Below are 13,701 nucleotides of genomic sequence, written 5' to 3'. Positions count from 1 at the left end.
ACAGCATAAAATCCATTTATTCAACAAAGCCCCTGACGGCCTTACAACCGGCCTGGAACTGGTTCAAACAACTGCGTCCTGATTACATTATTACCGCCTCTAACGCCGACAGCGTAACGCGACTGGTGAGCGGTGAGTTTCTGCTGGTCCCCGCCTGGGAAGACTATCTGGTGGGCTTAGAAAACCACGGCGAAGTCCCCAAAACCATCCGACTCTACATCCCCGATTTTGGCATGCCCGGCGGCGGAAATATGGTGGCGATTCCCAAGAATGCGCCGCACAAAGCGGCAGCATTACTGTTTATCCACTGGCTGACGCTGCCCACGACACAAAGGCTGTTTCAACAGGTTTATGGCATTACGCCACAAAATAAAGAAGTGAATCGCGATGCTGGTCTGATCAACAGCAAAGAACGTGTTCATGGCACCCAGTTCATGCCTAAACCGCTGGGCGACGAAGTCAGAACCGAATTTTCTAACCAGGTCTTACTTAAGTAAGCCTGTGCTAACCCGACAACAGAAGGTAACGCTGAGCATGCCGACAAAAAAACACCCTGTACGCGTAGTGAATTCCCGCCTGATTGCACATCGTGGTGCGCCTCTGCTGGCACCAGAAAACACACTGCCTTCTTTTCAGGCGGCCGTTGAGCATGGCGCGACGTGGATAGAGGTGGATGTCAAACTGACCAAAGACAGGCACCCGGTCATCATTCACGATGATGCGGTGGATCGGACAACAAATGGCACCGGCTATGTTGCCAATTTAACCCTGGACCAAATCCGGTCGCTGGATGCGGGCGTCTGTTATGGCCACCTGTTCAAAGGCGTTAAAGTCCCTACACTGGCTGAAACCGTGGGATTTGTGCTGGATAAAGGTATTGGCCTTCAGTTGGAGATCAAACCAACGTCTGGTCAGGAAATTGAAACCGCGGAAATTGCCATTACGCAGCTGAAATCGCTGTGGCCTGCGGATGAAAAGAAGCTCTTTATCAGCAGCTTTTCTGAGCTCTCGCTGAAGGTTGCGGAAAGGATCATGCCTGACGTCCCGCGTGGACTGGCCGTGTGCGTTCCTCCCAGCGATCCTGTGGCATTACTGGCCAGAACCGGCTGTCAGATCCTGCACTTCCTGGCGGACTTTGCGACGGATGACGACCTGAAACGCCTGGCCGATTCCGGTATTGAGTTTGCGATTGCCACAATTAATGACCCTGCTGTCGCCCGTAAATATTTACACAGTGGCGCGCAAACGATATTGAGCGATATACCTGATTTAGCCATTTAATAATAAATACATTATCAAGGCGTTATTCGCCCTGATAATCAACACCAGGGAAAACCATAAAAATACGGCCACATGATGTAGCCACGTAACGCTTTTAATTATTTCGTCATAACGAAACTGACATTTTTGAACAATGCCGCCTTGTGCGGAAATAAACCTCATGCTTCACCAACATTAAAGGGTAGATGATATGCAACGTAAAATAAAAATATGCGCGCCGCATGCACTGTGTTTGCTGATCTCATTTTCTGCATGCTCCGCTGAAATTTATAATAAAAACGGTAATAAACTTGATCTGTACGGTAAAGTCGATGCGCGTCATGTCTTTTCGGACAATACCGCCGAAGATGGTGATAACTCTTATGCGCGCCTGGGTTTTAAAGGTGAAACCCAAATTAACGATCAGCTGACAGGCTATGGTCAATGGGAATATAACTTCCAGCTGAACCACAGTGAAGGCGGCACTGACGCACAAACCGGGAATGCGACGCGTCTGGGTTTTGCAGGTCTGAAACTGGCTGACTTTGGCTCATTCGATTACGGCCGCAGCTTTGGCGTGCTGTATACCGCATCGGCTTACACCGATATGGCACCGATTTACGGTTCCGGCACCATGACCACCAACGACAACTTCCTGTCAAAACGCTCAACCGGCCTGGCCACCTGGCACTCGCCAGACTGGAACGGCCTGAAGGTCATTCTTCAGTATCAGGGGAAAAACGACCGCTCAACCGCTAAGCTGGCAAACGGCGACGGCTACGGTGCCGGTCTGACCTACAGCATTACCGATGGTTTGAGCATTGCTGCGGCCGGTATGAAAGCCAATCGTACGCTGACACAGCAAGCTGACGGTCAGGGTGACGATGCGACGGCATGGGTGACCTCGGCCAAATACGATGCGAACCAAATCTACCTTGCCGCGATGTACGGTGAGGCCAACGATGTGACCCCGTACGGCCAGCTGTCGCAGATTGCTGACAAGACGCATAACTTCGAAGCCATTGCGCAATATCAGTTCCTCAACGGCTTACGCCCTTCCATTGGTTTTGTCACGCAGCGTGGGGAAAACCTGCAAGGCGCAGGCAACTTTGCCGGTGGAAGTCAGACCATGCAGAAGTATATTGCGGTGGGCACCTATTACTACTTCAACAAGAACATGCTGACCTATGTGGATTACCGCATTAACCTGTTGAAAGATAATGACTTTACTCGTGCTACTGGTATCACTACGAAAGACAGCGTCGGGATGGGCCTGACCTATCAGTTTTAATCGCAGTGACCATGCTTTATCACATGCTTTGCCCTGTGTCGCTTCAATCCTGAGAATCGCTGTTTTAGCGAGGCCGGCAACTGCCGGCTTTTTTTATGACCGGCGTTGCCAGAATAACTAAAGGACAGTGGCAGACCGATGCGTCAACGGCGAGGGGTTCTGATCAAGGTTTTCCAGCCATTTCACATAGGCCTGATCCCACAGCGCAGCCGGCGTGCCCGCTTTACCCAGGCCAAAACCATGCCCGCCGCTGGAAAGCTGAATCAACTGAACCGGCACGCGATTGCGGCGACAGGTATCGCGCATTAACTGCGTGTTAAAGGGTTTCGAAGTGTGGTCGTCACCGGCCTGAGCCAGGAAGGTTGGCGGATAAGCGTGCGTGACATAATTTTGCACAGACCAACTGGCTTCTTCCTGTGGGCTGGCATCATTACCGACCATCATCAGATGTGTGTTGGTATGTTGATAAGGGGCTTCCAGGGTAATGACCGGATAAATCAGCCCGACACTGTCCGCTTTGGGGATTTCCTGATCCACTCTGTCAATGGGGGGATAGGACTGAAAGTCCGGACGCGCCGCCGCCATCCCCAGCAAATGCCCACCGGCCGAAAATCCTAATACATGCACTTTTCGTTCGAATGAGCGAAGCAGACGCAGCGCGCGCTGGGCATCCTGTAAAGGCGCCAGATTCCCGGCCTGCCACTTTTCACGCGGCAAACGGTAGCTGAGAACATAGGCGGTATAGCCGTTGGCATTTAACCAGTGTGCAACGGGCCAGGCTTCACGTCCCATACCGATCCAGCGGTAGCCGCCGCCTGCCGCGATGAGCACCGCTTCACCGTTGGGGTTTTCAGGTCTGAAACGCTGAATCGCCGGGCTGACGATATTCGACCAAGAGCCCCATGCATCAACACGTAATTTTCCGCCAGGGCCGCCACCGCCGGGCGGTTCGTCCGGCCAGAGGGGAATAATATCATCGCGGGCAAACAGTTTGCTGGTAGCCAGTGAAAGCGCAAGCGCTCCTGTGCCGAAAATAAAGCGTCGACGCGTAATCATGATGCCTGTTAAATCTATGCCAGAAAGGTCAGACGGCCCTGTCGGTCCGCTGCGTTTTTATTATGTATCGCACGTTTGGTGAAGACGCTGGCGATTATGTACGCAATCGGGCATGAAAATCCATTAAAAAACGCGCCATTTTAGCGCGTTTATTGACGATTTAACTGCGGTTAATCTTCCTGCTGGAACTGCGTCATCACCGTTTGCTCACACTGCTGCGTATTTTTACGCAGTTTAGCGCGCTCTTCGTCACCCAGCTGCAGCCATGCGCTGGCGACTTCATTCGCCAGTTCCTCGTCAAATTCAGGTTTATTGAAGGCGGAAGAGGACTGCGATCCTGCGACGCTGGATTTCATTTTTTCGACATACTGATCGGCTGTCGATACGCTTTTTTCACTGCTCACGATGTGACACAGCTGGCTGGCGTAAGCACTTTGTTCCGTGTCGTCTGCCGCCAGCGCACTGCCAGAGGCCAGTACGCTCAGCAACAGTATCTGAGATATCTTCATCGTCTTCTCCTGTTATCAGTTAACCCACTTTCATGACTGGCGCTGCTTTGCATCCAGTCGGGCCTGGCGCCAGTTTAGCAGCGGCGTTACCGACACGCCGTGCACCACGATGCTGCATACCACCAGCGTCAGCGCCATATCAACCATCATCGTTGCCTGCGAGCCGCCCATACCATGGACCCAGGCAAACGCAATATAATTAAGACTACCTATACCGCGAATCCCCAGCCAGCCGATGAGCAAACGGTGAGGAAGCGATACGCCGCAGCGCAGCGTGACCAGCCATACGGCGAGTGGCCGGACGACCACAAACAGCAACAGGCCGAGCATCACGCCCTGCATGTTCCAGTGATGGGCCAGCGTCACGCCGAGGACCACCATCATTGTGGCCGCCAGTAAACGCTCAATAGTATCGCCAAAAGACAGCGCGTCGCCTACCACTAAACCGACCGATTTCACCATACCGCTACCGTGTTGCTGTAAACGCTGGTTGGGATTGACCAGTGCTTCCGCAGGCAGCACCCGATCGTCATCCGGCATATCATCAGGCTGATAACGTTTGAACACACCCAGTTCAGCCCGACGTAATCCCAGGCCTGCCGCAAAGGTAGCCAGAAAGCCCGACGCGCCCAGCGATTCAGCAAGGGCATAGCTCAACGCAATGAGCGCCAGCGCCAGAAAGTCATTGGGTGCGACATCACCATGCGCATGACGAAGCCGTGCGGCCAGCAGGCCGACTAACCGCCCCAGACCAAACCCCAGCAGAATGCCGCCGCCAATGGCCCACACCACATCAATGGCTGCCCAGCGTGCCAGCATGCCCGTGCCCAGACTTTCACCGTTAAACAGCAACAGGGCCAGAATGAGTAACGGCAGCGCCGAACCATCATTCATACCCGCCTCACTGGATATCGCAACGCGCAGGGCATCATCGTCCTGCGCATCGCTGACGGAAATCAGGCTGGCCAGCACAGGATCGGTGGGCGCAACAATGGCACCAAAGGCCAGCGCAATCGGCCATGACAGCCCCACCAGCCAGTGAGACAGCAGCGTCATTGCGGCGACCGTCAACAACATGGCCGGAAACGCCAGCAGGCTGCCCGCGCGCCATTGCCTGGCTTTCAGCGGCAGACGCAGCTTGAGCCCGGTGATGAACAGCGACGCGGCCATCGTTATCTCGGTAATATGCGCGACCAGTTCAGCATGGCGGAGGATATCGATTTCAATCACATCAAATCCCCACGGCCCACAGGCGATCCCGGTTAATAAAAAAAGACCAAAAGAGGTCACGGGGCCGCGGTGGATCCACCCTGATGCCAGCGACATTAATAACAGCAGACAGCCCGTCGCAGCTGTCCAGGCAATGAAGTTCATAACGCACCGTTTTAATTGAGTTTATGACTAAGCCTGGCACATTTGCTGGCGGGCGGAAGAATCAGTCCCTGAGGTGACGACTGGCGAGGCGGATCAACAGGCTGAGAGCGGCGGCAACGGTGGATAACACGACAACGCCATTCCAGCCCCAGTGCGCCAACGCCAGGCTACCCAGTGCCGCCCCGCTGGCCATACCGATAAACACCACGTTAAACAGCAGGGCATTTAGCCGGCTACGCGCCTCGGGAACCAGACCGTAAATCAATGTCTGATGGGCCACCAGGGTCGCCTGTACGCCTAAGTCAAAACCTATTGTGCTGATAATAATGACGGCCAGTTGAGCAGACAGCGGCAGGAAAGGCAGTAAAAACATCAGCGCGAAAGAGAGCGTCACCAGACCGGCACCAAACTGGGTGACACGCGCCGGGCCAATACGATCCGCCACGTTCCCGGCCAGCGGAGCCGCCAGCGCGCCTGCCGCCCCTGCCAGACCAAAAGCACCGGCAATGGCACTGTCAAAATGGAAGCGGTCGCTAAGCATGATCGCCAGCGTTGACCAGAACGCACTAAAACTCACGGAGAGCAGTCCCTGTGCCAGCGCCGCACGCCGCAGGGTTTGATGCGCACGCCATAAGTGCACCAGTGACAACAGCAGGCGGGGATAGCTTACCGACGTACCCGGCGTAAAGCGCGGCAGTACGCGCCACAGCGTCAGGCTGATCAGCAACACGGCCACAGCCGCAATCATGTACATGGTGCGCCAGCCAAAATACTCCGCCACCACACCGCTAACGACACGGGATAATAAAATGCCGACCAGTAAACCCGTCATCACCGTGCCAACCGTTTTATCCCGGCTGGCCACCGGGGCGAGCGCGGCCGACGCCGGAACAATGTCCTGCGCCACGGTCGCCGTCAGGCCGGTGATAAAACTGGCGATAAGCAGTGCGCTGATGCCACCGGAAAAGCCGCACAGCAGAAGCGCCATGACTAGCAGTAACCCTTTGATTAAAATAATGGTGCGACGATCGTGACGATCGCCGAGCGGGGCCAGCAGCAGGATCCCCAGCGCATAACCCGCCTGGGTTAACATGGGCACCATACCGACGCTGCCGACGCTTATCTGGAACTGCTTGCTGATGATGTCGAGCATGGGCTGACTGTAATAAATCGATGCCACGCTCAGACCCGCACCGGTTGCTAACGTAAAAACAAGGGGCGCAGGCAGGCGCTCAGTTGAATGCCGGTTCAGGTTATGTACCACTGTCATAGTGAAATCCTCGAAAAAAGCGTGTGGCAAGTAAAGCCTGTTTTTGGCATACGCGGTAGACTGATAAAAAACAAAACGGTTATACGTGGGGCGCATGAGCAATTTCAGCAATAACGATCGTATCGCATTGATGCATACCTTTATTCGCATTGTCGAAAGCGGCAGTTTGTCTGCCGCCGCAGTGCAACTTGGCACAACGCAGCCCACTATCAGCCGTCGGTTGCAGGCGCTTGAGCACGGGCTCGGCGTGAAACTGATACTGCGCACGACGCACGCGCTCAAGCTCACCGATGATGGCGAACGCTGTTATGCACAGGCACGGCAACTGCTCGCCACCTGGCATGCGCTGGAAGACGATTTAACCGGCGCAGGCAGCGATCCCGTCGGGACACTGCGGGTACGCGCACCGCATGCATTTGGTCAGGATCAACTGGTCGCCCCGCTGGTGGACTTTATGCGCCGCTATCCCCGTTTACGCATAGAGTGGATGCTGAACGACAGAACACCCGATTTTGTGGCCGAGAACGTTGACTGCGCCATTCAGGTCGGCGCGCCTACCGATCCTTCGGTCGTGGCGGTGCTGCTGGCTGAAGTGCCGCGCATTGTTGTCGCGGCCCCTGAACTGCTCCGGCAGCATGCACCGATCACCCGGGTCGAACAGCTGGGCGCGTTGCCCTGGCTCGCGTTAACCAGCTTCTACCGTAACGAAATCGCGTTACAGCATCAGGACAAAGGTGAACCGGTGAATCTGCCGATCGCCCCTGTTTTAAGCAGCGACAGCCTCTATGCGGTACGCAAAGCCGCGCTGGCGGGCCTGGGGGCCGCCATCGTCTCGTCGTGGGTGATACAAGAGGATTTAGCAGAGGGCAGGCTGGTCCAGCTCATGCCGGAATGGCAGGCTCCGGCGTTACCGGTATGGCTGACCTATCCCTGGGCAAGCTATTATCCTGCCCGGCTGACTGCGTTTTTTGCCATGATCAAGGCGGTGTTGCCTCATCTGGCGGGGGCACGGCCGGCGTCAGGCTGACGCCGGCATCTCGCGGGAAAAGCGACGTCAGTCGCCGGCGCGGATAACGCGTGCCGTCGGTTACACGTTTTTCTTCTCTGCCCGCGACATGCTGTCCAGCCAGCCCATCACAAAGGCCGACAAAACGAAGGTCAGATGGATGATCACGTACCACATCAGCTTATCGTTTTCGACATTGCGCGCGTCCATAAACACCCGCAGCAGGTGGATGGAGGAGATAGCCACAATCGACGCCGCCACTTTGTTTTTCAGCGAGCCGGAATCCATCTTACCCAGCCAGCTCAGCTTCTCTTTGCCCTCATCAATATCGAGTTTGGAGACAAAGTTTTCATAGCCAGACAGCATCACCATCACGAGCAGCCCGCCGACCAGCGTCATGTCCACCAGTGACAGCAACAGCAGGATCAGATCGTTTTCTGCAATGCTAAAAATATTGGGCAACAGGTGAACAATTTCCTGGAAAAATTTGATGGTCAGTGCCAGTAATCCCAGCGAAAGTCCAATGTAAACGGGAGCCAACAGCCAGCGCGATGCATACATCAGGTTTTCGGTAAAACGTTCCATAATTTCCCAGTCATAAGCAGTAAAGTCGCGCATTATAACCGATCATCTGTGAAGTTATTTCAGCCCTTCAGGAGAAATTTCAGGTGCGGGCGGCAAGGGTAAAGAAAGGCGGAAACAGGCCCCACCTTCCGGGCGATTTTCCGCCCAGATCTGACCGCCGTGACTCTCAATGATGGTTTTACAAATGGCCAGTCCTAGTCCGACGCCAGGCACGGCCGACTCTTTGTCGCCACGCGAAAACTTATCAAAAATACGGGTCATGTCCTGTTCCGCGATGCCCGGACCGCCATCCCAGACGGTAATTTCCAGGCGGGCATGATCACACCAGGCGCGGATCCCGCGCGGCGCGCAGTTACCGGCGTATTTGAGGCTGTTTTCGATCAGGTTGGTAAACACCCGCTCCAGCAAGGTGCTGTCTCCCTTAATCAGGACGATATCCGCAGGCAGATCGAGTTCGACCGCCTTTCCTTTCAGCGACGGTGCCATGCTACTGAGCGCCCCGCCGATCACCTCTTCGAGAGCCAGCCACTCTTCCCGTAAATTCAGACCGCCGGACTGAATACGCGCCATATCCAGCATATTGCTGACCAGACGAATCGTGCTCAGGGTCTGTTCGCGAATCTGGCTGGCCTGGGGCACATACTTTGAATTATCACTGGCCAGGTCGAGCATCAGCATTTCCGCCTGACCAAACAGCACGGTTAAGGGCGTGCGTAAATCGTGAGACAGCGCCGACAACAGGGCATTGCGTAACTGTTCACGCTCGGCGGCCAGCCGCGAAGCCGCTTCACTCTGCGACAGCGCCAGACGTTCCAGCGCGTTCGCAATCAGGACGGTGAAGGTTTCTAACAGCCGCTGCTGTTCGGGAATCATCAGCTGGCGCACGTTTTCTGGCTCGACGACCAGCAGCCCGCGACAGGATTCTCCTACCTTCAGCGGCAGAATCTGGTAGGGCACGGCCGGTAACGTGTCTGTGCCTGCGCCGGCTGGCTGGCCTTTGCTGTAGCTCCATTTGGCGATAGCCCAGTGCGGTTCATTTCCCGGCAGCGCGTTGCCCAGGGTTTGCAGCTCGCCCTGCTCATCCGGCAGCAGCAGCAGGGATCGGGCCTGCAATGTGGCGTCGAGCACGCGCTGACTGGTGGCCGCGATATCCTCGGGTGTCAGACCGCTGCCCAACGATTTAGCCATTTCATACAGTTGCCGGGTGCGCTGTTCGCGATAACGGGCGACGCGCGCCTGGTAGCGCACGCCCGCCGTCAGGTTACCCACGATCACGCCGACCGCCAGCATTACGCCAAAGGTCACCAGGTACTGTAAATCGGAGACGGCAATCGTGCCTTTCGGTGCCACAAAAAACAGATCAAAGGCAATGATGTTGATGACTGTGGCGATCACGGATGGCCATCGGCCATAACGCAGGGCCACGATCACCACTGCCAGCAGGTAGATCATCACGCAGTTGGCCGGATCAAAGCTGATCAGCACCGATTGTCCGGCGGCGGTGACCAGAATACACAGCACCAGCGCCATCATGACGCCGCGCAACTGCATGCGCCATTTGTCGCTGTTAACCCGGTCGCTGGCTAAAGGATGCGGCGCATCCTGCATGGGCTCATTGAGTGCCACTACCAGCAAATCCAGATCCGGGCCCAGTTGCCCCAGCCGCTCAGCAAAACTGTCGCGTCGCCAGCGCCGCACGGGACGCCGTCCGGTCACAATCTTGCCCAGATCGTGTTCCCGCGCGTAGCGCAGCACCGCCTGAGCGTCGTCGGGATCGGAGAGCGTTGCCGTTTCCGCGCCCATCTCCTGCGCCAGTTTGAGCGTCCGCAAAATGGCCCGGCGACGGGCCTCCGGTAAGCGCTTGAGGCGCGGCGTTTCAACATAGACAGCATGCCATTCGCTGCCGAGCCGGGCGGCCAGCCGTGCCGCCGTACGAACCAGTTTCTCGCTGCCCGTATCGTCTCCGATACAGAGCAAAATCGCGTCGCGCGTGTGCCAGACCTTGTCCCGTCCCTGGCTGTCGCGCCAGGCGCGCATCTGGTCGTCTACCCGATCGGCCGTGCGGCGCAGTGCCAGCTCACGAAGCGCAAACAGGTTGCCTTTGCGGAAGAAATTTTCGATGGCCCGCTCGGCGCGATCGCCAATGTAGACCTTGCCCTCTTTCAGACGTTGCCGGAGATCGTCAGGCGGCAGATCCACCAGCACCACTTCATCGGCGCTGTCAAAAAACGGGTCTGGTACGGTTTCACGCACCTGAATGCCGGTAACGCCGCCGACCACATCATTCAGGCTTTCCAGGTGCTGAACGTTCACTGTGGTCAGCACATCGATGCCCGCATCCAGCAGTTCTTCAATATCCTGCCAGCGTTTGGGATGTCGCGAGCCTTTCACGTTGGTATGAGCCAGTTCATCCATCAGGATGACCGCCGGATGACGTGCCAGCGCGGCATCCAGATCGAATTCAGCATGGCGGGATCGGCCGGTAGCGCGACGCGGCAGCACCACCAGTCCGTTAAGAAGCTGGGCCGTTTCCGGCCGCTCGTGGGTTTCCACCACGCCGACCAGCACGTCGAGTCCCTGGGCACGGAGCCGCTGCGCCTCCTGCAGCATGGCGTAGGTTTTCCCTACCCCCGCACAGGCACCAAAATAGATCTTGAGCTTACCGCGATGGCTGTCACTGTTGGCCTGTAACAGCGCATCCGGATCGGGGCGCAGCGGTTCGTGATTCATAGCGTCCTTTTACTTATTTAAGATCGTTCAGCGCCAGATTGAGTTGCAGCACATTCACCGTGGGTTCGCCGATAAATGGGAGCAGCGGACGTTGGGTCAGGCTGTCCACCAGCGCATCCACTTTCGCCAGCGGCAACTGACGGGCCGCCGCCACGCGCGGTGCCTGCCACAGCGCTGCCTGTGGCGAAATCTCTGGATCAAGCCCACTGGCTGAACTGGTCACCAGATCCACCGGCACCGGCCCATTGGCCTGCGGATTGGCTGCACGTAACGCGGCAACGCGTTCAGCCACCGCTTTGTCGAGTGCCGGATTACTCGCGGCCAGGTTACTGCCACTGGATGCCAGGGGATTATACGGTTTGTCGCCGGTGGCAGAAGGACGGCCCCAAAACTCGCCAGGCTGGCTAAAAGCCTGCCCAATCAGTGCAGAGCCCCGTTCTTCACCTTCTACCTTTAACAGCGATCCGTTAGCCTGCCAAGGAAACAGCCACTGCGCCAACCCGGTCGTGAGCAAAGGATAAACTACGCCACATACAACCGTTAGCAGCAGCAGCAGAAAAATTGCCGGACGTAACTGACTCATTTTATTCTCCTCAGGCCATACCAAACAGCACAAGCAACATATCGATCGCTTTGATACCGATAAACGGCACCAGCAGTCCACCTAATCCATAAATCAGCAAATTACGGCGCAGCAGTGATGCGGCGCTTAATGGCCGGTAGCTCACGCCTTTTAAGGCCAGCGGAATCAGGAAGACGATTAGCAGGGCATTAAAAATCACTGCCGACAGAATCGCGGAGGACGGTGAGTGCAGCTCCATCACGTTGAGCATATTGAGCTGAGGATACGTAGCCGCAAACGCCGCCGGAATAATGGCGAAGTATTTGGCTACGTCGTTGGCGATACTGAACGTGGTTAACGATCCGCGCGTCATCAACATCTGTTTACCGATATGGACCACTTCCAGCAGCTTGGTCGGGTTGGAATCCAGATCGACCATGTTGCCTGCCTCTTTTGCGGCCTGCGTCCCCGAGTTCATCGCGACCGCGACATCGGCCTGCGCCAGCGCAGGCGCATCGTTGGTGCCGTCGCCGGTCATCGCCACCAGGCGGCCTTCGGCCTGATACTGACGGATCAGCGCCAGTTTGGCTTCGGGTGTCGCTTCCGACAAAAAGTCATCCACGCCCGCTTCGGCTGCAATCGCGGCGGCGGTCAGCGGGTTATCACCGGTAATCATCACGGTTTTAATGCCCATTTTGCGCAGTTCGGCAAAGCGCTCTTTGATCCCGCCCTTGACGATATCTTTCAGCGCGACCACGCCCAGCACTTTCGGGCCTTCAGCGACCACCAGCGGAGTGCCGCCCGCCCGGGCAACCTCTTCTACCCGGGCGTTTACTTCTGCCGGGAACGCACCGTGACTGGCTTCAATATGACGGCGCACCGCATCGACCGCCCCTTTACGAATCAGGCGGTTCTGCACGTTCACACCGCTCATGCGCGTCTCGGCTGAGAAGGGAATAAAACTGGCTCCCATGCTGCTCAGGTCCCGCTCACGCAGATTAAATTTTTGCTTCGCCAGGACCACGATACTGCGACCTTCCGGCGTTTCATCCGCCAGCGAGGCCAACTGCGCGGCATCGGCAAGCTGTTCTTCTGTGACACCGGGGGCCGGTAAAAACTGGGTCGCCTGGCGGTTACCCAGTGTGATGGTGCCGGTTTTGTCCAGCATCAGCACGTCCACATCCCCGGCCGCTTCGACAGCACGACCACTGGTGGCAATCACGTTTGCCCCCAGCATTCGGCTCATCCCCGCAACGCCGATGGCGGAGAGTAAACCACCAATCGTGGTAGGGATCAGGCACACCAGTAACGCAACCAGCACGGTGATGGTCACCGGCGTACCGCCCCAGGCGGAGAACGGCCACAGCGTGACGGTAGCTAACAGAAACACAATCGTCAGGGCGATTTCGTTGGGCGTTTTACGGCGCTGTGCGCCTTCCACCATCGCGATCATGCGATCCAGGAAGGTTTCGCCGGGGTTTGCACTGCAGGTGATGACCAGCCAGTCGGACAGAATACGCGTCCCGCCGGTTACCGAGGCAAAGTCACCGCCCGATTCACGAATCACCGGCGCGGATTCCCCGGTGATGGCACTTTCATCAACCGATGCGCCCCCTTCGACCACCTCACCATCGCACGGGATAACGTCACCCGCTTCCACTAATACCGCATCCCCTTTGCGCAGCTCATCGGCCGCAATCTGCTGCCATTTTGCTCCGTAATGCGCAGCCGACAGTTTTTTCGCAAAGCTGGTTTTTTTGACGCCTTTCAGGCTGTTCGCCTGGGCTTTACTGCGCCCTTCGGCCAGCGCTTCTGCCATGTTCGCAAACAGCACGGTAAACCACAGCCAGACAGACACCGCGCCGGTAAAACTGGCGCTGCCGGTCTGATAGCCAGTAGACATCAGCACCGCCAGTACCGTGGTCAGGAGACTGCCCAGGTAGACGACAAACATCACCGGATTACGAAACTGAACGCGTGGCTCGAGTTTTTTCACGGCATCGATTGCTGAAGTGCGCAAGAGCGCTGCGTCAAACACCTGTTGTTGACGACTCATGA

Annotated in this window: 12 protein-coding genes; 4 read left to right on the top strand and 8 right to left on the bottom strand. The window is 56.6% G+C overall.

The window, feature by feature from the left end; translation table 11 throughout:
* The first annotated feature begins 5 nt into the window (after window positions 1–5).
* The 3 genes from F7Q90_RS07070 (at window position 6) to F7Q90_RS07060 (ending at window position 2,551) form a co-directional block, all read left to right on the top strand.
* Entirely contained in the window at window positions 6–497 is a 492-nt protein-coding gene (locus F7Q90_RS07070; RefSeq protein WP_346265389.1) for an extracellular solute-binding protein, read from the top strand.
* A 37-nt stretch (window positions 498–534) separates the two neighbouring features.
* Window positions 535–1,281, top strand: coding sequence for a glycerophosphodiester phosphodiesterase family protein (locus F7Q90_RS07065; RefSeq protein ID WP_006121123.1), 747 nt, complete (start codon window positions 535–537; stop codon window positions 1,279–1,281).
* A 190-nt stretch (window positions 1,282–1,471) separates the two neighbouring features.
* Entirely contained in the window at window positions 1,472–2,551 is a 1,080-nt protein-coding gene (locus F7Q90_RS07060) for a porin (protein WP_006121125.1), read from the top strand.
* Between the two features lie 117 nt (window positions 2,552–2,668).
* On the opposite strand, the gene F7Q90_RS07055 is transcribed toward F7Q90_RS07060, so the two are convergent.
* The 4 genes from F7Q90_RS07055 to F7Q90_RS07040 all read right to left on the bottom strand — a co-directional run bounded on the left by F7Q90_RS07055 (window position 2,669) and on the right by F7Q90_RS07040 (window position 6,760).
* Complete coding sequence (locus F7Q90_RS07055) at window positions 2,669–3,607, bottom strand: alpha/beta hydrolase (RefSeq protein ID WP_006121126.1); 939 nt, start codon at window positions 3,605–3,607, stop codon at window positions 2,669–2,671.
* 170 nt (window positions 3,608–3,777) lie between these two features.
* On the bottom strand, window positions 3,778–4,116 hold the full coding sequence (locus F7Q90_RS07050; protein ID WP_006121127.1) for a hypothetical protein: 339 nt from the start codon (window positions 4,114–4,116) through the stop codon (window positions 3,778–3,780).
* Between the two features lie 30 nt (window positions 4,117–4,146).
* Window positions 4,147–5,490: a cation:proton antiporter gene (locus F7Q90_RS07045; RefSeq protein WP_006121128.1), complete on the bottom strand. Its 1,344-nt coding sequence runs from the start codon at window positions 5,488–5,490 to the stop codon at window positions 4,147–4,149.
* Window positions 5,491–5,551: 61 nt separating this feature from the next.
* Window positions 5,552–6,760, bottom strand: a complete 1,209-nt coding sequence (locus F7Q90_RS07040; protein WP_006121129.1) for an MFS transporter — start codon at window positions 6,758–6,760, stop codon at window positions 5,552–5,554.
* Between the two features lie 94 nt (window positions 6,761–6,854).
* Between F7Q90_RS07040 and F7Q90_RS07035 the strand changes: the two genes are divergently transcribed.
* Entirely contained in the window at window positions 6,855–7,787 is a 933-nt protein-coding gene (locus F7Q90_RS07035) for a LysR family transcriptional regulator (protein ID WP_006121130.1), read from the top strand.
* Window positions 7,788–7,847: 60 nt separating this feature from the next.
* Here F7Q90_RS07035 and F7Q90_RS07030 read toward each other — a convergent pair whose 3' ends face one another.
* Genes F7Q90_RS07030 through kdpB form a run of 4 tightly spaced genes read right to left on the bottom strand, consistent with a single transcriptional unit; the run spans window position 7,848 to window position 13,699 of the window.
* Window positions 7,848–8,351 (bottom strand): TIGR00645 family protein, encoded by a 504-nt coding sequence (locus F7Q90_RS07030; protein WP_006121131.1) that lies wholly within the window; start codon window positions 8,349–8,351, stop codon window positions 7,848–7,850.
* Window positions 8,352–8,405: 54 nt separating this feature from the next.
* On the bottom strand, window positions 8,406–11,081 hold the full coding sequence (kdpD, locus tag F7Q90_RS07025; protein ID WP_006121132.1) for a two-component system sensor histidine kinase KdpD: 2,676 nt from the start codon (window positions 11,079–11,081) through the stop codon (window positions 8,406–8,408).
* Window positions 11,082–11,094: 13 nt separating this feature from the next.
* Window positions 11,095–11,664 carry a potassium-transporting ATPase subunit KdpC gene (gene kdpC, locus F7Q90_RS07020; RefSeq protein WP_006121133.1) on the bottom strand — a complete coding sequence of 190 codons (570 nt, stop codon included), beginning with the start codon at window positions 11,662–11,664 and terminating at the stop codon, window positions 11,095–11,097.
* 10 nt (window positions 11,665–11,674) lie between these two features.
* Window positions 11,675–13,699 (bottom strand): potassium-transporting ATPase subunit KdpB, encoded by a 2,025-nt coding sequence (kdpB, locus tag F7Q90_RS07015; protein ID WP_006121134.1) that lies wholly within the window; start codon window positions 13,697–13,699, stop codon window positions 11,675–11,677.
* Between the last annotated feature and the right edge of the window lie 2 nt (window positions 13,700–13,701).

The sequence above is a fragment of the Pantoea stewartii subsp. stewartii genome (genome assembly GCF_008801695.1).
Lineage (GTDB): Bacteria > Pseudomonadota > Gammaproteobacteria > Enterobacterales > Enterobacteriaceae > Pantoea > Pantoea stewartii.
The sequence above is the reverse complement of the archived record's forward strand: the minus strand, read 5'-3'. Positions and strand labels throughout refer to the sequence as shown.